Source organism: Phenylobacterium composti DSM 19425 (genome assembly GCF_059568645.1).
Window position 1 is genome coordinate 170,805 of the sequence record NZ_JCANTT010000016.1, and the last position, 18,838, is coordinate 189,642.

Consider the following 18,838-nt stretch of genomic DNA (forward strand, 5'->3'; position numbering starts at 1 on the left):
GACCCATGCTGGACAACGAAGCGACGCTCAAGGGCGCCGCGCTCATCAAGGACGAGGTCAAGCGGCTGCCTGACCGCCCCGGCGTCTATCGCATGATCGGCGAGGACGGCGAGGTCCTCTATGTGGGCAAGGCCCGCTCCCTGAAGAAGCGGGTTCTGCAGTACGCCCAGGGGCGCTTCCACACCCAGCGCATCGCCCGCATGGTCGACCTGACCCGGTCGATGGAGTTCGTCACCACCCGGACCGAGACGGACGCCCTGCTGCTCGAGATCAACCTGATCAAGCAGCTGAAGCCGCGCTTCAACGTCCTGCTGCGGGACGACAAGAGCTTCCCCGAGATCGTCATCCGGCGAGACCACGAGGCGCCGCAGCTGCGCAAGCACCGCGGCGCCCATTCGATCAAGGGCGACTATTTCGGCCCCTTCGCCAGCGCCTGGGCGGTGAACCGCACCCTGAACACCCTGCAGAAGGCGTTCCTCCTCCGGTCGTGCTCCGACAGCGTGTACGAGAGCCGCACCCGGCCGTGCATGCTGCACCAGATCCGGCGCTGCTCGGCGCCCTGCACGGGGTTGATCAGCCTGGAGGACTACAACAGCCTGGTGGAGGAGGCGGGCGCCTTCCTGCGCGGCAAGAGCCGGGCGGTGATGGAGCGCATGGCCCAGGAGATGCAGGCCGCGGCCGAGGACCTGGAGTTCGAACGCGCCGCCCGCCTGCGCGACCGCATCCGCGCCCTGGCCTCCGTGGCCCAGGAACAGCAGATCAATCCCGAGACAGTGAACGAGGCCGACGTGTTCGCCCTGCATGCCGAGGGCGGCCAGGCCTGCGTCCAGGTGTTCTTCTTCCGGGCCGGCCAGAACTGGGGCAACCGGGCCTACTTCCCGCGGGTGGACAAGTCGGACGGCGACGCCGAGGTGATGAGCGCCTTCCTCGGCCAGTTCTATGACGACAAGCCGATCCCCAAGCTGATCCTGGTGAACCTGCTGCCTTCCGAGTGCGAGCTGCTCGCCGAGGCGCTGAGCCAGAAGGCCGACCGCAAGGTGGAGATCAGCCAGCCCCGGCGCGGCGAGAAGCGCCAGCTGGTGGAGCACGCCCTGACCAACGCCCGGGAAGCCCTGGGCCGCAAGATGGCCGAGAGCTCGGCCCAGTCGAAGCTGCTGGACGGGGTCTGCGAGGCGTTCGGGCTGGAGACGCGCCCCGAGCGGATCGAGGTCTATGACAACAGCCACATCATGGGCACGAACGCCGTCGGCGCCATGATCGTGGCCGGGCCCGAAGGCTTCCAGAAGAGCCAGTACCGCAAGTTCAACATCAAGGGTTCGGACCTGACCCCCGGCGACGACTTCGGGATGATGAAGGAGGTTCTGCGCCGGCGCTTCGGTCGTCTGGTGAAGGAGGAAGAGGAAGGCGCCGAGGTCGTGCGGCCGGACCTCGTCCTCATCGACGGCGGCCAGGGCCAGGTGGCCGCGGTGATGGAGATCATGGCCGACCTCGGGGTCGAGGACATCCCGGTGGTGGGGGTGGCCAAGGGGCCGGACCGCGACGCCGGGCTGGAGCGGTTCTACATCCCCGGCAAGCCGTACTTCATGCTCGAGCCCAAGAGCCCGGTCCTCTACTACCTGCAGCGTCTGCGCGACGAGGCGCACCGGTTCGCCATCGGCAGCCATCGCACCCGCCGGGCGATGGACATGAAGAAGAACCCGCTGGACGAGATCGAGGGCGTCGGGCCCAGCCGCAAGCGGGCGCTGCTGCACACCTTCGGTTCGGCCCGGGGCGTCAGCCGCGCGTCGGTGGCGGACTTGGCGAAGGTGGAGGGCGTGAGCGAGGCGCTCGCCCAGCGCATCTACGACCACTTCCACAAGGCCTAGGGAATAGGGCTAAGCTGGCGGGAACGAACCCCCAAGCCGGACGCTCGACGCAAATCATGAAAGCCCTGCCGAACATCCTCACGTCGCTGCGCCTGGTGATGGCGCTCTTCATGTTCGTGGCTCTGGCGGCGGCGGTGGGCGGCATCCCCTACGTCTCGGAACGCCTGGACGTGATGCAGCAGTTCGCCCTGCAGCGCTGGGCGGTGATCGCCTTCGTGGTGGCCGCCATCACCGACTTCTTCGACGGCTGGCTGGCGCGCAAGCTGGACGCCACCAGCGTCTGGGGCGCGATCCTCGACCCCATCGGCGACAAGGTGCTGGTCTGCGGGGCTGTGCTGGGCGTGCTGGCGGCGGGGGATCAGAAGGCCTGGGTCGCACTGCCGGCCGGCCTGATCCTGTTCCGCGAGTTCACCGTCAGCGCCCTGCGCGAGGTGGGCGCCGGCAAGGGCGTGAAGCTGCCGGTCACCCTGCTTGCGAAGTGGAAGACGACGCTGCAGCTCGTGGCCCTGGCCATGGAGCTCGTGGTGCTGGCCTGGGGCGCCTTCAGCCTGCCGGACGATACCGCGCTGCGGGGCGGGTTCGCCGCCGCCGCCCACGGCCTCTTCTGGCTGGCGGCGGTGATCACCCTGGTCACCGGCGTCCAGTACTGGGAGCAGACTCGGAAGGCCCTGACCGCCTAGGCCTTCTTCAGCTGGGCCTCGCGCCAGCCGATCTCCTTCTGGATCAGCTCCTCGCTCGCCAAGCCCGCGAAGTCCTCGGGTTCGACGAAGGGACGGATGTCCAGCTCGCCGTCCTCGAACGGCGCCTTCTTCAGCCAGGCGATGGCCTCGGCCATGTCGGCGACCTGCCAGATCCAGTAGCCGGAGATCAGCTCCTTGGTCTCGGCGAACGGGCCGTCGAGCACCACTGGCTCGGGGCCGCCGAAGCGGACGCGCACCGCTTCCCTCGTGGGCTTCAGGCCCGCCCCGTCGACCATCACCCCGGCGGCGATCAGTTCATCGTTGTAGCGGTCCATGGCCTCCAGCATTTCACGGGTCGGCAGCTCGCCGGCCTCGGTCTGCGGATTGGCCTTCACGATCACCATGACGCGCATTGCGGGCTCTCCTCTCGGGTCCTTACGACCGTAGGCCCCAAGGACGCCGGCGGCGCGCCCGTCCCGACAACGGTCAGCACTCGGTGAGATTGACGGCGAGGCCGCCGAGGGAGGTCTCCTTGTAGATGGCGCTCATGTCTTCGCCCGTGCGCTTCATGGTGGCGATGACCTTGTCGAGGCTGACGCTGTGCTGCCCATCGCCCAGCAGGGCCAGGCGCGCGGCGTCGATGGCCTTCACCGCCCCCATGGCGTTGCGCTCGATGCAGGGGATCTGCACCAGGCCGCCGATGGGATCACAGGTCAGGCCGAGGTTGTGCTCCATGGCGATCTCGGCCGCGTTCTCCACCTGGGCGTTGGTGGCCCCGAGGGCGGCGGCGAGGCCTGCCGCCGCCATGGAACAGGCGACTCCCACCTCGCCCTGACAGCCCACCTCGGCGCCGGAGATCGAGGCGCGGGTCTTGTAGAGCGCCCCGATGGCCGCGGCGGTCAGCAGAAAGACGCGCCGGCCCTTGGGCGTGCCCTGGTGAAAGCGGTCGTAGTAGCGCAGGACGGCCGGCAGCAGGCCGGCGGCGCCGTTGGTGGGAGCGGTCACCACCCGTCCACCGGCGGCGTTCTCCTCGTTCACGGCCAGGGCCCAGAGGTTCACCCAGTCGAGGGCGGCCAGGGGATCGGCGATGCGCCGATCGGCGTCCTCCACCAGGGCGCGCCAGACCTGCCGGGCCCGGCGCTGGACGTTGAGCCCTCCAGGCAGGACGCCCTCGGTGCGCATGCCCCGGTCGATACAGGCGTACATGGCCTGGACGATCTCATCGATTCCCGCCTCCACCTCCTCCTGCGACCGGCGCACGGTCTCGTTGGCCAGCATCAGGTCGGCGATGGAGAGGCCTGCGGTCTCGGCCATCTCCAGGAGTTCGGCCCCGGAGGCGAACGGGTAGGGCGCGGGCAGCGCCCGATCCGGGGCGGCGTTCTGGCCCAGCTCGTCCTCATCCCGGACGAAGCCGCCGCCGACGGAGAAGTAGGTGCGCTGGGCGAGGACGCCGCCGGATGCATCGAAGGCGGCGAACTTCAGGGCGTTCGGGTGCTGCGGCAGGCGCGTGCGGCCCTCCCAGACGATGTCCCGGGCCTCGTCGAAGGCGATCTCCTGACGTCCGGCGAGCGGCAAACGCCCGCGCTCGCGGATGGTCGCAAGGGCGAGGTCGGCGGCGTCGGGATCGAGCGTGCGCGGTTCGAACCCCGCAAGGCCCAGGATCACCGCCCGGTCCGTGGCGTGGCCGCGCCCGGTGAGGGCCAGTGAGGCGTAGAGGGCGACCTCGACGCGGGCCGTGCGGCCGAGCTCATCCCCGAGCTGGGCGAGAAAGCGGCCGGCGGCCGTCATCGGCCCCATGGTGTGGGAGCTGGACGGCCCGACGCCGAGCTTGAAGAGGTCGAAGACGCTGACGTTCACCAGGACAGCGGCCCTAGGACATCGGGTTCGCCGGCGGCGGCGGCTCGGGCAGCGGGATGAACTCGTCGTGGTCCGCGTCGGGCAGTTTCATGCGGCCCGCCCGCCAGTCGGCCTTGGCCTGTTCCAGGCGATCCTTGGAGGACGAGACGAAGTTCCATTCAATAAAGCGCGGGCCGAGCGGCTCGCCGCCCAGAAGCATCACCATGGCCGGGGTGACGGCGGTGAACACCACCGCCTGGCCCGGCTCGAACACCAGCATCTGGCCGTCCTGGAACTGGCGGCCGTCCACCTCCACCACGCCCTGGGCCACATAGGCGGCGCGCTCGGGATATTCGGCGGGGAGCTGCGCCCGGGTCCCGGCCTCGAGCCGCCAGTGGACGTAGAACAGCGGCGACAGGGTCTGCACCTTCGCCCGGGCGCCGAAGGCCTCGCCGGCGATCAGCCGGGCCCACAGGCCGCCCTCCTCATGGGTGGGCAGGTCTTCGGTGGGGTGGTGGGCGAAGGAGGGATCGACCTCCTCATATTCCACCGGCAGGGCGCACCAGGCCTGGATGCCGTGCATCCGGCCGCCCTCTTCGCGCAGGGTCTCGAAGCGTTCGGAGTGGGTGATCCCCGACCCAGCGGTCATCCAGTTCACCTCGCCCGGGTGGATCTTCTGGGTGACCCCGACGCTGTCCCGGTGGGTGATCTCGCCTTCGAAGAGATAGGTGACCGTCGACAGGCCGATGTGCGGATGCGGCCGCACATCGACGGTGCGTGGGAAGCCCCGCTCGAATTCCACCGGTCCCATGTGGTCGAAGAAGACGAAGGGGCCGACCATGCGGCGCTTCACGAAGGGGAGCACGCGGCCAACCTCGAACCCGCCGAGGTCCTTCCGGCGCTGGTCGATGACAAGTTCGATCATCTCTTGCCTCCCGTGCCTCCCTCGCGCGGGCGGGAGGCTCCTAACCCTGCGCGCTTACATAGGGACTGACCAGCCCGAGTGGAGCGGCGGTCGTGTGTTTCACCGACCGAATGACGATTCGGCTTTCGATGTTCGAGACCAGGCCGAGCGAAAGAATCTTGTCGCGGAGGAAATCGTCGAAGGCGTGCATGTCGCGGGTGACGATGCGCAGCTCATAGTCGGCGGAGCCGGTGACCGTGGCGCACTGGACGACCTCGGCGAGCTTGGCGATCGCCGCCTCGAAGGCGTCGAGGTTTTCCTTGGTCGGCAGCGAGAGTTTCACCGTGCAATAGACCTCGAAGCCCAGGCCTAGCCGGTCGCGGTCGAGGATGGTGACCCGGCGCTGGATGATGCCGGCGTCCTCAAGACGCTTGATGCGCCGCCAGCAGGGACTGGAGGACAGGCCCACTCGCTCGGCGATCTCGGCGACCGACAAGCCTGCATCATGCTGGATCAGGTCCAGGATCTTGGCATCGACGGCGTCGAGGGCCTCAGACAACTTTTCCTCCGTATCCCAACCCAAAATCGCGTTGATCGTGCCCCGGAACCGCTGAGGCGGGGCATGCTTTTGGTAAGCAATTCCCTGGAACCTATATGATCGTGCAGGGCTGGAGGAAGGCCCGAAAGGAAAAAAATTGCGATGCGGCACCAAGATGTGACGCTCGACGACAAATTTCTGCTCACCGAAGGCCGTGTCTACATCACCGGGGTCCAGACCCTGCTGCGGGTGATGATCGACCAGCACCGGCTGGACCGCGCCGCAGGCCTGAACACGGCGGGATTTGTCTCGGGCTATCGCGGCTCGCCGCTCGGCGGGCTCGACCAGCAGGCCGCCCGCGCCGCGAGGCATCTGCAGGCGGCAGAGATCACCTTCAAGGAAGGTCTGAACGAAGACCTGGCCGCCACCGCGGTCTGGGGCAGCCAGCAGGCAAATCTGTTCCCCGGGGCCCGCTACGACGGCGTCTTCGGCATGTGGTACGGCAAGGCCCCCGGGGTCGACCGCACGGGCGACGCCTTCAAGCACGCCAACTTCGCGGGCGTCTGGCCCAAGGGCGGGGTGCTGGCGGTGGCCGGCGACGATCATTCCTGCAAGTCGTCCACCCTGCCGTCGCAGTCGGAATACGCCTTCCAGGACTTCGAGATGCCGGTGCTGTCGCCGGCCGACGTGCAGGAGGTGCTGGACTACGGCCTGCTCGGCTACGCCATGTCGCGCTTTTCGGGCCTGTGGGTGGGCCTGATCGCCCTGGCCGACACCATGGACTCGGGCGCCACCATCGACATCAGCCTCGACCGGCACCGGTTCGTCCTGCCCGAGAACTTCCGCCTGCCCGCGGGCGGCCTCGGCATCCGCCTGAAGGACCAGCCGCTGGACAAGGAGCGCCGGCTCCGCACCCAAAAGATCCCTGCGGCCCTGGCCTTCGCCCGCGCCAACCGGATCGACCGGGTGATGCTTGGCGGCAGCCGTCCGCGGCTCGGCATCGTCTGCCAGGGCCAGGCCTACAAGGATGTGATCGAGGCTTTCGCAGCCATGGGCGTCAGCGCGGCGGAAGCCCAGGCCCTGGGCGTGGCCATCTACAAGGTCGGCATGCCCTGGCCGCTGGAGCCCCAGGGGCTGCGCGCCTTCGCCGCCGGCCTTGAGACCCTGATGGTGGTCGAACACAAGCGGCCGCTGATCGAGACCCAGGCCCGGGCGGCGCTGTACGACCTGCCGGCCCATGCCCGGCCGCGGATCATCGGCAAGACCGACGAACACGGCCGCCCGCTGCTCTCCGAACTCGTGTCGCTGTCCGTGGCCGAGATCGCCCTGGCCATAGCCGACCGTCTGCCGCCCGGGCCGCACATGGACCGGGTGCACGACTATCTGAACCGCGTGTCGGCGGCCTCGATGGCGGCGGTGACGCTGTCGAGCGACCAGCAGCGCAAGCCGTTCTTCTGCTCGGGCTGCCCCCACAACTCGTCGACCCGCCTGCCGGAAGGCTCGCGGGCGCTGGCCGGCATCGGCTGCCACTACATGGCCAGCTTCAACGACCCGAACACCGACCTCACCAGCCACATGGGCGGCGAGGGGCTGACCTGGGTGGGCGCGGCGCCCTTCACCGAGGAGAAGCACGTCTTCGTCAATCTCGGCGACGGCACCTACAACCACTCCGGATCCCTGGCGATCCGGGCCTCGGTCGCGGCCGGGTCCAACATCACCTACAAGCTGCTCTACAACGACGCCGTGGCCATGACCGGCGGTCAGCGGGCCGAAAGCGGCTTCACCGTCCCGCAGATCACGCGCCAGCTTGCCGCCGAGGGGGTGAAGAAGGTGGTGATCGTAGCCGCCGAGCCCGAGCGCTACGAGGGCGTCCGCGATCTGGCCCCGGGCGTCGAGGTGTTCCCGCGCCGGGACCTGATGAAGGTCCAGCGCGAGCTGCGCGAAACCCCCGGCACGACGGTGCTCATTTATGACCAGGTATGCGCCACCGAGAAGCGGCGCCGGCGCAAGCGGGGCAAGATGGCCGCCGCGCCCCTGCGGGTGATGATCAATCCGCTGGTCTGCGAGGGCTGCGGCGACTGCTCCCGCACCAGCCACTGCGTGTCGGTGGAGCCGCTGAACACCGAGTTCGGCCGCAAGCGGAAGATCAACCAGTCCACCTGCAACCAGGACTATTCGTGCCTGGAGGGCTTCTGCCCCTCGTTCGTCACCATATCCGGGGCCGAGAACGCCAACCGCAAGGCGCTGCCGGCCCTGATGGCGGACTCCACCCCGCTGCCGCGCTTTGAGCCTTTCGAGGGTGTGAAGAACATCATCTTCACCGGAGTGGGCGGCACGGGCGTGACCACGGTGGCCTCGATCCTGGCCATGGCCGCCCACGTGGACGGCCGTTCGGCCAGCGTGGTGGACATGACGGGCCTCGCCCAGAAGGGCGGGGCGGTGTTCAGCCATGTGCGCATCGGCGAGACGGAGGAGACCGTCATCGGCGGGCGGGTGCCGGCGGCGAGCGCCCATGTGCTGATCGCCTGCGACATCCTGGTGGCGGCGGGCGCCGACGCCCTGGCGCTCTACGCCAAGGATCGCACCGTGGCGGTGGGCAACGCCGACTTCACGCCGACGGCCGACTTCATCACCGACCGGGACGTGCGCTTCGACGCCGACGCCCAGGCCAGGCGGATCGCCGCGGCGGTGAAGAGCTACGATTCGGCCCCGGCCCAGCGCCTTGCCGAGACGCACCTGGGCGACGCCATCTACGCCAACATGATCATGCTGGGCTTCGCCTGGCAGAAGGGCGTGGTGCCGGTGTCGAGCCGGGCCGTGTACCGTGCGATCCGGCTGAACGGGGTGCAGGCGGAGGAGAACCTGCAGGCCTTCGAACTGGGCCGAAAGGCGGCGTTCGATCCGTCCAGCCGCGGCCCGCGCGAGGACGATGCGCCGACGCCCGAGACCATGCCGCTAGAGGCCCTGATCGCTCATCGCGCGGGTGAACTGGAGAAGTACCAGAGCCGAGCCTACGCCCAACGCTACCTGGACCGGGTGCGCAAGGTGCAGGCGGCGGAAGCTCCGCTCGGTTCCGACGCCCTGACCCGGCAGGTGGCTATCAGCCTCTACAAGCTGATGGCCTACAAGGACGAGTACGAGGTCGCCCGCCTGCATTCCGATGGGCGGTTCGCCGCCTATCGGGCGGAGACGTTCAGCGGCGGCAAGGCCAAGGTGTGGCTGGCCCCTCCGCTGCTCGCCCGCAAGGGGCCGGACGGCAAGCCGCGCAAGATGGCCGTCCCCGGCTGGCTCACCGACGCCGCCTTCCCGGTCCTGGCCAGGCTGAAAGGCCTGCGGGGCACGCCGCTGGATCTCTTCGGCTACACGGCCGAGCGGCGGATGGAGCGCGGCCTGATCGCCGACTTCGAGGCGCAGGTCGACCGGCTGGCGGCGGGCCTCTCCAAGGCGCGTCTGAATCTGGCGGTGCGGATCGCCGCCGCGCCGCAGCAGATCCGCGGCTTCGGCCACGTGAAGGAAGCGTCCGTGGGGCCGGCAAAGGCCGAAGCCCAGCGGTTGTGGCGGGAGTGGGAGGCGGCGGAGGCCTGAGCGCGGAAGCTCAGGCCTTGGCGTAGCCCAGTTCGCGCATCAGCGGGCCGCAGACCTCTTCGATGGCGTCGAGGGCGGGCTGGGGCAGCTTGCCGACCCAATCGCCCACCACGCCCTTGCGCACGAAACTGTTGGGATCCTCCTGGCCGCGCTTGCGCCCGGTGAGGGCCTCGAACGAGCTGGCCCCGGTCACCTGCCCGATGACCGCATCGTCGCAGGAGACGCCCAGGAAGCCGAACAGTCTGCGCGCCTCGCCGGCGGGATCGTCGATCATCGTCTCGTAGAGCACGGTGATCAGGCGTCCGGGATGCTGGCGCGCGAACTCGCGGACGGGGGCGACATTGCTGCGCCACTGCTGCGCCCCGGCGCGGAAGAACTCCAGGGCCTCCGGGGTGTGAGGGGCGTCAGCATGGGGCAGGCCTGCACGCCGGGCGTGGTAGAGCCGGGACACCGCGGCGTCGCGGGGATCGCGAATGATCTCGAAGAACTTCGCCTCGGGGAACAGGCCGGTCAGCCGCTTGAGGTAGGTGGCGTAGGCGGGAGTCTTGTCGCCGATCCAGCGCACCCGCGGGTCGGTGGCTCGCGCCTCCATCCGGCGGCGGATGAAGATGCGCACGAGGTCGTCGAACTCGGACTGATCGATCGGCGAATAGTAGGGCTTGCCCTCATAGACCCGCCGGTTCACCAGCTGCAGTTTCTGATTGTAGTTGCGGACTACCTGGGCCAGCGGCGTGCTGAACTGGTCGATGAAATGGCCTTCGCCGGAGCAGACCACCTCGGGGTGAGCGTCGAGCACCCGCTGCAGCCATGTCGTCCCCGATTTCGGCGCCCCGCAGGCGAAGAAGACGTTGCGCGGGGAATTCTCAGGCGACGACATGCAATAGGCTCTCCGTCCACGGCCAAGCCGTCGGGTGGGTGAGCGCCGAGTAGTCGAATACGATCGGTCAGTTCAAGGTCTTGGTTGCCCGCCGTTGGGCGCGAAGACCTCGATGGCTTTCGGCAGCACCCTCAGTTCCAGCGGCGTCTCGGTGACGACGTCGCCGTCGAGATTCACCGGCATCGAGCCCCCTGTTCGGATCGTCATGGCGCGGGCGGTGGCGGTGCGGACCTCGTCCCAGCGAACATGTGCGCCGCGTTTGAACAGGGGCGCCAGCAGGGCGGCCTTCCAGAGGCTGCCGGGCTCGAGGCTGTAGAGCATCAGTTGGCCGTCATCGATCTCGGCGTCCTCGTGCACGGCCACCCCGCCACCGTGATAGCGGCCGTTGCCGACGGCCACCTGATAGCTGCGGGTCCGAAGGACAACGTGGCCGTCCGCATGATGGACCGAGATCTCGGCCTGGAACTGGCGGGCGCGACGCAGCACGCGAGCCGCCGCGGCCGCATAGGCGAAGCGGCCGAGGGCGCGCTTCTCTCCGGCCGCCAGGGCTTGGGCCACGTCTGCAGCGAGGCCCACGCTGGCGACATTGAAGAAGGGATGGCCATTGGCGAGGCCCAGGTCGATCCGCCGTGTGCGGCCCGCGGCGATGATTTCGGCCGCCTTCACCGGGTCGGCGGGAATGGCCAGGGTGCGGGCGAGGTCGTTGGCGGTGCCCACCGGCAGGACGCCCATGGGCTTCGCCGCCTCCATCAGCGCCGGCGCGGCGCCGGCCAGCGTCCCGTCGCCGCCGGCCAGGACCACCAGATCGGCGGCGGTGCCTGCCTCGGCGATGGCGGCTCGGCAGGCCTGGGCCGAACGGGTCGGCACGTCGCGGACAGTGATCCCCGCCGCCCCGAGCCGCTCGGTCACGGCGGCGAGCCAGTCGGCCGGGTTGGCGCCGTTGCGGACGAGAAGGGCGGTGCGGGACGGCATGGAAAGGCTCAACGGCCAGGGTGACGAAAGGCTCACAGCCCCTACAACACCCCGCCCGGCGCCGCCGAAGTCGAAGCGCCTCGCGCCGCCCTAGAAGTCCCTCGCCGCCGCCCGCACGGCGTTGATGAAGACGGTGCGGGCGATGGAGCGGTCGCGGCTGGTGGCTTCGGGCCAGGCGGCGTTGAGCACAATCACGAGCCGGTCCTCGGGGAAGACGGTGACCGACTGTCCGAAGATGCCGCGGCCCTCGAAGGCGCCGCTCGCCGGCATCCACCAGAAATAGCCATAGCCGCGCTCGGGCGCGCCGTTGGTGATCTGCGGCGTGGTGGCTTCCCGGACGAACTCGGGCGGGACCACCTGCTTGTCCCCGGCCTTGCCGCCGTCCAGCAGGAACTGGCCGAGCCGGCCGTAGTCGCGCAGGGTCATGGAGATGCAGCAGCCGCCGCGCTCATGGCCGGCCAGGTCGGTCACCCAGATGGCGTCGCGCTCCATGCCATAGGGCTTCCAGATCTTTTCCGAGGCGTACTCGGACAGGCTCTTGCCCACGGCGTTGGACACCAGGACGCCCACAAGGTCAGTCTCGCCGGTGTTGTAGGTGAACCGGGTCCCGGGCTCGTTGGCCCGGGGCAGCTTGCGCATGTAGCTGACCAGCGGATTGACGCCGGGCTCCAGGATCGCCGATCCGGCGCGGGCGACATCGGAATTGGGGTCGGTGTAGTCCTCGTTCCACTTCACGCCCGAGGACATCATCAGCAGCTGGCGGACGGTGACACCGTCGTAGCCAGAGCCCCTCAGCTCGGGGATGTAGTCGGTCACCGGCGCGTTCACCGAGGCGATCTTGCCGTCCGCGATGGCCGCGCCGACCAGGGTGGAGGTCACCGACTTGGCCACCGAGAAGCTGGTCCAGCGGTCCTCGGGCTTGCGGCCGAGGCCGTAGCGCTCGGCGATGATCTTGCCGTCCTTCAGGACCAGGAAGCCCGAGACGTTCTCCCTGGCCATGTATTCGTCCGACAGGGCGTCGGGCAGCATCCGCTCGGCCCGCGGCAGGGGTTTGGCCTCGCCGGCCTTGATGGTGTTGACGCGGTAGACCGTCTCGATGGCGGGGTACCAGGCCTTCTGCTGCTCGGGCGACCAGACGAGGATCGAGGGCGTGTCGGGCTTCAGCGCCTGCTGGGCGGCGGCGGGCGCGGCGAGAAGGGCCGCTGCAGCGGCGGCGAGAAGGAACGGACGCATGTGGTTTCCCCCGGGCAGGTTCTGGTTATGGCGGGCAAGGTAGAGCCTGCTCCGGCAAAAAGAACCCCCCGCGCCGGCGGGACTTGCGGTTTCCAACCGCGGCCTGGCGCGTTAGGCCGGACGCATGGCCGAGTTCGATTTCGATGCGGTGGTCGTGGGCGCGGGCGCCGTCGGGCTGGCTTGCGGCCTGGCCTTGTCCCGGCGCGGCCTGGTGGTGGCCGTGCTGGAGCGGGAGGCCGCCATCGGCCAGGGCGTCTCCTCGCGCAATTCCGAGGTGATCCACGGCGGCCTCTACTATCCCACCGGATCGCTGAAGGCGCGGTTGTGCGTGGCCGGACGCCGGATGCTCTACGCCTTCCTTGACGCCCACCAGGTCGCCTACGACCGCTGCGGCAAGTTGGTGGTGGCGACCAGCACTGAGGAACTGCCGCGCCTGGACGCCATCCTCGAACAGGCCCGGGCCAATGATGTCGAGGAGATGACGCGGCTCTCCAGGGCCGAAGCCCTGGCGCTGGAGCCGGAACTCGCCTGCGAAGGCGCGCTGCTCTCGCCCCAGAGCGGCGTGTTCGACAGCCACGGCTACATGCTGGCGATGCAGGGCGAGATCGAGGCGGCGGGCGGGGCGGTGGTCGTCTCGACGCCCTTCGAGGGGGCCGCGCCCCTAAGCGGCGGCGGCTTCGAGGTGCGGGCCGGCGGGGCCGAGCCGACGCGGCTAACCTGCCGCCATCTGGTGACCGCGCCGGGGCTCTCCGCCCAGGACGTGGCGGGGCGGGTCGAGGGCTTTCCCGCGGATCTGATCCCGAAGGCCCACTTCGGCAAGGGGATGTACTTCCGCCTGCAGGGCAAGGCCCCCTTCGCCCGGCTGGTCTATCCGCCGCCGATCCCCGGCGCCCTCGGCACCCATTACCGCCGGGACCTCGGCGGTCAGGCTGTGTTCGGCCCGGACCTGAGCTATGTGGACGCGCCGGACTATTCGGTAGACCCGGCCGCCGCCGGCGAGTTCTACCGCTACATCCGCAAGTTCTGGCCCGGTCTGCCGGACGGCGCCCTGGCGCCTGACTACGCCGGCGTCCGCCCCAAGCTGCACGGGCCGGGCGAGCCGCAGCCGGACTTCCGCATCGACGGCGAGGCGGCCCATGGCCTGCCCGGCCTTGTGGCTCTGTTCGGTATCGAGAGCCCCGGCCTGACTTCGTCCCTGGCCATCGGCGAGGAAGTGGCCGCCCGGCTCGGGCTGTAGGCCCAGCCGACCAGAGGGGCGGTTTGGCTTCCCCGGCGTCACCGGGCTCTACTCGGCCCCAGGGAGCGAAACATGAAGAACCGCATCACCGACCTTCTGGGCGTGCAGTATCCCATCGTGCAGGCGCCCATGGGCTGGATCGCCCGGGCGCAGCTGGCCAGCGCCGTGTCGAACGCCGGCGGGCTCGGCATCATCGAGACCTCTTCCGGACGCCTCGACGAGGTGCGCGAGGAGGTGCGGAAGATGAAGGGCCTCACCGACAAGCCGTGGGGCATCAATGTCGCCCAGGCCTTTGTCCGCGATCCGGACATCGTCAGCTTCGTGGCCGACCAGGGCGTGAGGTTCGTGACCACCTCGGCGGGCGATCCCAACCGCTACTGCGACGCGCTGAAGAGCAAGGGGCTGACGGTCTTCCATGTGGTGCCCTCCCTGGCGGCCGCCGAGAAGGCGATCGCGGCGGGTGTCGACGGCCTGGTAGTCGAGGGCGGCGAGGGGGGCGGCTTCAAGAACAGCCGCGAGGTGGCGACCATGGTCCTGCTGCCGCTGGTCTGTTCGAAGACCACCCTGCCCGTGATCGCGGCGGGCGGGATCACGGACGGCCGCAGCATGGCCGCAGCCTTCGCCCTGGGCGCCGAGGGCGTGCAGATGGGCACCCGGATGGTCTCGGCGTCCGAGAGCCCGGTCCACGAGAACTGGAAGCAGGCCATCATCGCCGCCAGGGAGACCGACACCGTGTTCCTGAACCGGCACGGGCCGGGGCCGGCGCTGCGGGCCCTGCGCACCGAGCGGACCAGCCGCCTGGAGCTGGAGCCGCCGGAGAACATCATGGGCGAGATGGCCCGGGTGCTCGACCTCTACTTCGGCGGCGACATGGAGGCGGCCATCGCCCTCTCGGGCCAGGTGGCCGGGCGCATCGACGGCATCAAGCCGGTGGCCGAGATCATCGCCGAGACGATCGCCGAGTTCGAGGCGGTCGCCGCGGACCTCGGCGCGAAGTACGGGCGCGGCGGCTAGATGCGGCGCTAGGGCTTGGGCGCCACGCGCAGAATGCGGCCCTGGTCGTTGTCGGTGGCCACATAGAGCGCCCCGTCGGGGCCGACGATGACGTCGCGCAGGCGTTCGCCCACCTCGGTGAGCAGGCGCTCCTCGCCCACCACCTTGTCGCCGTCGAGGGTGAGGCGGGCGAGATTCTTGGGGGCGAGACCGGCGATGAAGAGACTGCCCTTCCAGGCCGCAGCGGCGTCGGCCTCGTAGAAGGCCATGCCGCCGGGGGCGAGCACCGGATCCCAGTAGTAGATGGGTTGTTCCATGCCCGGCTTCTGGGTGATGCCCCCGGTGATCGGGCCGCCGGCATATTCGATGCCGTAGGCGATGGTGGGCCAGCCGTAGTCCTTGCCCTTGCGCACGATGTTCAGCTCGTCGCCGCCGCGGGCGCCGTGCTCCACCGCCCAGAGTTCGCCCGTGCGGGGATGGAGCGCCGCGCCGAGGACGTTGCGGTGGCCGATGGAGAAGATCTCGGGCTTCACCCCGGCCTGGCCGACGAAGGGATTGTCGTCCGGAATCGAGCCGTCGGTGTTGATGCGAACGACCTTGCCGAGCGTGCCCTCCATCCGCTGGGCCTGCATCCGCCCCTCGATGATGGAGCGCTCGCCGCCGGTGATGAACAGCTTGCCGTCGCGGCCGAACACGAGCCGGCCGCCGAAGTGCTTGGTGGAGGCCAGGGAGGGCGCCTGACGCCAGATCACCTGCACGTCCTCCAGGCGCGGCGCGCCGCCGGTGGTCACCAGTCGCGCCCGGGCGACAGCGGCGTTGTTCGTCCCGGCGCCCTTGGGTTCGGCATAGGCCAGATAGATCAGTCCGTTTTCGGCAAAGCCGGGATCGAGGGCCAGCCCCTGCAGGCCGCCCTGGTCGCGGGCGTCCACCTGCGGCACGCCCGTGATGGGGGCGGACAGTCGCCCGTCCTTGAACAGCCGCAGTCGGCCGGGCCGTTCGGTGATCAGCAGGGCGCCGTCCGGCGTAAAGGCCATGGCCCAGGGCTTGGCGAGGCCGGTGACATAGTCGCTGACCTCATAGGCCACATTGGCCTTCAGTTCGGGGGCGCGGGTCTGGCCGGGAAAGGCCGGCTGCTGCCCCTGGCCGTTGGCCGGGCGGGTCTCATAGGGCGCCGGCTGGCCGCTGGACTGGCCGCCGGATTGGCCGCCCGACTGGGCGCTGCTGGGCTCTCCCCCGCAAGCGGCGAGCAGCAGGGCTCCGGCGGCGGCGAAGGTCAGCGTCTTGGGCGTCATCAGGCGGGGCCTCCGAGCAGGGATGCGAGGGCGTCGTCGGGAGAAGCGTTCTCGAGATGGATTCGTGCCCAAACGGCGAAGAACAGTAACGGCCAGCGCCGCGCCTGGTCGCCCTCGCGCATCACCGCGGCGGCGTCGGGGATCACGCGGCGGACGGCCTCCACCTCGCCGATGCGGGCGGCGATGTCCCTCGCCCGCGGGGCGATCCAGGCGTCCACCGGCACGGTGAAGCCCTGCTTCTTCGCCCAGGGCTGGGCCGCGGGGCAGGCGCGCTCCAGCCACTTGCGCAGGATCCACTTGCCGTAGCCGCCGCGCACCTTGGCGGCGTCGGGCAGGCTCCAGGCGAACCGGGCCACCTCGGGGTCGAGGAAGGGCGTGCGTCCTTCCAGGCCGTGGGCCATCAGGCACCGATCCAGCTTGAGCAGCAGGTCGTTGGGCAGCCAGGTGGCGATGTCGGCCCATTGAGCCTGCTGCAGGGGCGAGAGGCCGGGCGGCGGCTTGGCCGCGGCGCGCCAGGCGGAAAGGGCGGCCGCATCGGCGCCCCGAGGCTCGGCGGGCCGTCCGCCCAGCCAGGCCGGGCGCAGCGCGCGGCGATAGCGCCCATAGCCGGCGAACAGCTCATCGCCGCCTTCGCCGGTGAGGGCGACCGTGAGCACGCCCTTGGCGGCCTCGGCGAGCCGACAGGTGGGCAGGGTGGCGTAGTCGGCGGTGGGATCGTCCAGGGCCCAGGCCGCCTGGGGCAGAATCCGCCAGAAGTCGGCCTCCCCGAATCGGATCTCGCGCCAGTCGAGATTCAGGGCCCGCGCCACCCGCTCGGCCTGGGCGCGCTCGTCGGCCGCGCCTTCGACCTCGAAGCCGCAGGTAAGGGCGGTGACGGGACGCTGATTCAGCCGGCTCATCAGGGTGGCGATGACGGCGCTGTCGACGCCCCCTGAAAGGAACAGGCCGTAGGGGGCGTCCGAGCGCTGGTGGACGCGCACGCTGTCCTCAAGCACCGCGTCGAGCTGGTCGAGGAGTTCGTTTTCGTTTCGGGCGACAGTCCTGGGCGCGGGAAGCCTGGGGGCGCGCCAGCCGCCGACGATGCGGCCGCCGCGCACCTCGACCACCTCGCCGGGGGCGAGGCGGCGCAGGCCCTGGTAGGGCGTGCGTTCGCCCACAGTGTAGTTGAAGCCCAGCAGCTCCCGGGCGGCCTCCGGGTCGAGTTCGGGGCGCATCAGCCCGGCGGCGAAGAAGGCCCGGGGCTCGGAGGCGAAGGCCAGGCCTCCGGCGTGCTCCATGATGTAGAGCGGCTTGATGCCGAAAGGGTCACGGGCCAGGAAGGCGCGGCCGTCGGGTCCGATCAGGCAGAAGGCGTACATCCCCCGCAGCCGCTCGAACGCGGCCTCGCCTTCCCGGGCGTAGAGATGCAGCAGGGGCTCGAAGTCCGAGCCCGTGTCCGGTTCGAGGCCGTGCGCCTGAACGAGCTCCAGGTAGTTGTAGATTTCGCCATTGCCGACCACCACGCCGCCCGCGGCGTGCAGCGGCTGCCAGCCGCATTCCAGGTCGATGATCGAGAGGCGGGCGTGCGCGAGGGCTGCGTCGGCCTGCTGTTCCAGCCGCACGCCGTCCGGGCCCCGGTGGCCAAGGGCGGCGATCATCCGCTCGGCGACGGGTTTGCTCCCAAGCTGGCCCCCGAGCTGGCCGGCGATGCCGCACATCAGGCGGCCCCGAAGTCGGCGAAGAGGCGCTTCCAGCGGGCGACGACGGCAGCTTCGGAAAAGTCGGTCTCCACCCGCAGTTCGCCATTGCGGGTCATGCGGGAGGCGAGCACGGAGTCATCCAGAACCTGACGGACGGCCTCGGCCAGGGCGTCGGGATCGTCCACGGGCGTCAGCAGGCCGTCCTTGCCGGGGGTGATCAGCGTCTTCGGGCCCTGCGATTCGGCGGCGACCACCGGCAGGCCGTGGGCCCAGGCCTGGATCACCACATTGCCGAGCGGCTCGTAGCGCGAGGGGAAGACGCAGACATCGGCGGCCCGATAGAGCGCCGAAGGATCTGTGCGCCAGCCGAGGAACCGCACCCGGTCCGCGACTCCCAGGGCCGCGGCCATGCCGTGCAGCTTGGCCTCCAGCGGGCCGGCGCCGGCGATCCACAGATAGGCGTCCGGCAGGCGGGTGAGGGCCTGCAGCGAGATGTCGTGGGCCTTTGATTCGTGCAGGCGACCCATGCCCAGCAGCAGGGGCGCGTCCTTCGGCGTGTCGAGGCTCGCCCTGTCCAGGGGCGGCACGTCGCTGGGCGCAGCGGCGAAGTTGGGGATGCAGCTCACCTTCCCTGCGGGCCAGCCCCGGGCCACGATCCAGTCGGCGATGTCCTCGGTGTTGGCCACCAGGTGGTCGAAGTTCCGGTAGTATTTGAGGTTGTAGTAGCCGCCGAGCCGGCCGATCCGGGCCCAGCCGCCGTGCCGCGGCCCCCGCGGCGTGTGGCGAGCGGCGCGATTCATCCAGGCCAGAGCCACCTTCGCCCCGTGGACCGTGGCGAATCCCGCCGTGGCCGGGCGGCTGATGATGTCCACCGGCCCGCCGAAGGGTAGGGCGCGAACCGGGACCCCGGCGGCCTTCAGCCGGGCCTCGCGGTCGGGGTGGCGGCGGATGGCGGCGGCCTGGGGCACGCCCGCCCGGGCCAGGGCCTCCACGAGGCTGACGAAGTAGGTCTCGGCCCCGCCGTCGCCGGCCGTTCCCAGGAGGTGGAGGACGCTCATCGCGGCCGCGACCCTAGTGTGCAAATCGCCGAAGCCCAAGCGCTTGAAGCGGTGAAGATGAACCCCTATAAGCCCCACCTCGCTTGAGG

The 18,838-nt window shown here is 69.9% G+C and carries 14 protein-coding genes and 1 pseudogene; 5 read left to right on the forward strand and 10 right to left on the reverse strand.

Annotated elements, in window-relative coordinates; translation table 11 throughout:
* Positions 1-5: 5 nt before the first annotated feature.
* The gene (uvrC, locus tag BO64_RS12470; protein WP_496403631.1) at positions 6-1,865 is read left to right on the forward strand and encodes an excinuclease ABC subunit UvrC; all 1,860 of its coding nucleotides are present in this window, start codon (positions 6-8) and stop codon (positions 1,863-1,865) included.
* Positions 1,866-1,921: 56 nt separating this feature from the next.
* Positions 1,922-2,545, forward strand: a complete 624-nt coding sequence (pgsA, locus tag BO64_RS12475) for a CDP-diacylglycerol--glycerol-3-phosphate 3-phosphatidyltransferase (protein ID WP_496403632.1) — start codon at positions 1,922-1,924, stop codon at positions 2,543-2,545.
* Here pgsA and BO64_RS12480 read toward each other — a convergent pair.
* The 4 genes from BO64_RS12480 to BO64_RS12495 all read right to left on the reverse strand — a co-directional run bounded on the left by BO64_RS12480 (position 2,542) and on the right by BO64_RS12495 (position 5,844).
* Positions 2,542-2,958, reverse strand: a complete 417-nt coding sequence (locus BO64_RS12480; RefSeq protein ID WP_496403633.1) for a YciI family protein — start codon at positions 2,956-2,958, stop codon at positions 2,542-2,544. The genes pgsA and BO64_RS12480 overlap by 4 nt on opposite strands.
* A gap of 73 nt (positions 2,959-3,031) precedes the next feature.
* On the reverse strand, positions 3,032-4,402 hold the full coding sequence (locus BO64_RS12485) for an L-serine ammonia-lyase (protein ID WP_496403634.1): 1,371 nt from the start codon (positions 4,400-4,402) through the stop codon (positions 3,032-3,034).
* 13 nt (positions 4,403-4,415) lie between these two features.
* Complete coding sequence (locus BO64_RS12490; protein ID WP_496403635.1) at positions 4,416-5,306, reverse strand: pirin family protein; 891 nt, start codon at positions 5,304-5,306, stop codon at positions 4,416-4,418.
* Positions 5,307-5,346: 40 nt separating this feature from the next.
* Positions 5,347-5,844 (reverse strand): Lrp/AsnC family transcriptional regulator, encoded by a 498-nt coding sequence (locus BO64_RS12495; protein WP_496403636.1) that lies wholly within the window; start codon positions 5,842-5,844, stop codon positions 5,347-5,349.
* 141 nt (positions 5,845-5,985) lie between these two features.
* Here BO64_RS12495 and BO64_RS12500 point away from each other — a divergent pair, with 141 nt between their 5' ends.
* Positions 5,986-9,408 carry an indolepyruvate ferredoxin oxidoreductase family protein gene (locus tag BO64_RS12500; protein WP_496403637.1) on the forward strand — a complete coding sequence of 1,141 codons (3,423 nt, stop codon included), beginning with the start codon at positions 5,986-5,988 and terminating at the stop codon, positions 9,406-9,408.
* Positions 9,409-9,418: 10 nt separating this feature from the next.
* Here BO64_RS12500 and BO64_RS12505 read toward each other — a convergent pair whose 3' ends face one another.
* The 3 genes from BO64_RS12505 to BO64_RS12515 form a co-directional block, all read right to left on the reverse strand.
* Positions 9,419-10,285: a sulfotransferase family protein gene (locus BO64_RS12505; RefSeq protein WP_496403638.1), complete on the reverse strand. Its 867-nt coding sequence runs from the start codon at positions 10,283-10,285 to the stop codon at positions 9,419-9,421.
* Positions 10,286-10,357: 72 nt separating this feature from the next.
* Complete coding sequence (locus BO64_RS12510) at positions 10,358-11,257, reverse strand: lipid kinase (protein WP_496403639.1); 900 nt, start codon at positions 11,255-11,257, stop codon at positions 10,358-10,360.
* A gap of 90 nt (positions 11,258-11,347) precedes the next feature.
* The gene (locus tag BO64_RS12515; protein ID WP_496403640.1) at positions 11,348-12,490 is read right to left on the reverse strand and encodes a serine hydrolase domain-containing protein; all 1,143 of its coding nucleotides are present in this window, start codon (positions 12,488-12,490) and stop codon (positions 11,348-11,350) included.
* 124 nt (positions 12,491-12,614) lie between these two features.
* Here BO64_RS12515 and BO64_RS12520 point away from each other — a divergent pair, with 124 nt between their 5' ends.
* Positions 12,615-13,727, forward strand: a complete 1,113-nt coding sequence (locus tag BO64_RS12520; protein ID WP_496403641.1) for an NAD(P)/FAD-dependent oxidoreductase — start codon at positions 12,615-12,617, stop codon at positions 13,725-13,727.
* A gap of 66 nt (positions 13,728-13,793) precedes the next feature.
* Positions 13,794-14,741 (forward strand): annotated as a pseudogene (locus BO64_RS12525) (NAD(P)H-dependent flavin oxidoreductase); the annotation flags it as partial.
* 8 nt (positions 14,742-14,749) lie between these two features.
* On the opposite strand, the gene BO64_RS12530 reads toward BO64_RS12525, so the two are convergent.
* From BO64_RS12530 to BO64_RS12540, 3 genes are read right to left on the reverse strand one after another with little or no spacing between them, the layout of a single operon-like run.
* On the reverse strand, positions 14,750-16,012 hold the full coding sequence (locus BO64_RS12530) for a PQQ-dependent sugar dehydrogenase (RefSeq protein WP_496403642.1): 1,263 nt from the start codon (positions 16,010-16,012) through the stop codon (positions 14,750-14,752).
* A complete protein-coding gene (gene asnB / locus BO64_RS12535; protein ID WP_496403643.1) occupies positions 16,012-17,709 on the reverse strand; it encodes an asparagine synthase (glutamine-hydrolyzing) in 1,698 nt (565 codons plus the stop codon). Before asnB ends, BO64_RS12530 begins: the two co-directional genes overlap by 1 nt.
* Complete coding sequence (locus BO64_RS12540) at positions 17,709-18,749, reverse strand: glycosyltransferase (protein WP_496403644.1); 1,041 nt, start codon at positions 18,747-18,749, stop codon at positions 17,709-17,711. Before BO64_RS12540 ends, asnB begins: the two co-directional genes overlap by 1 nt.
* Between the last annotated feature and the right edge of the window lie 89 nt (positions 18,750-18,838).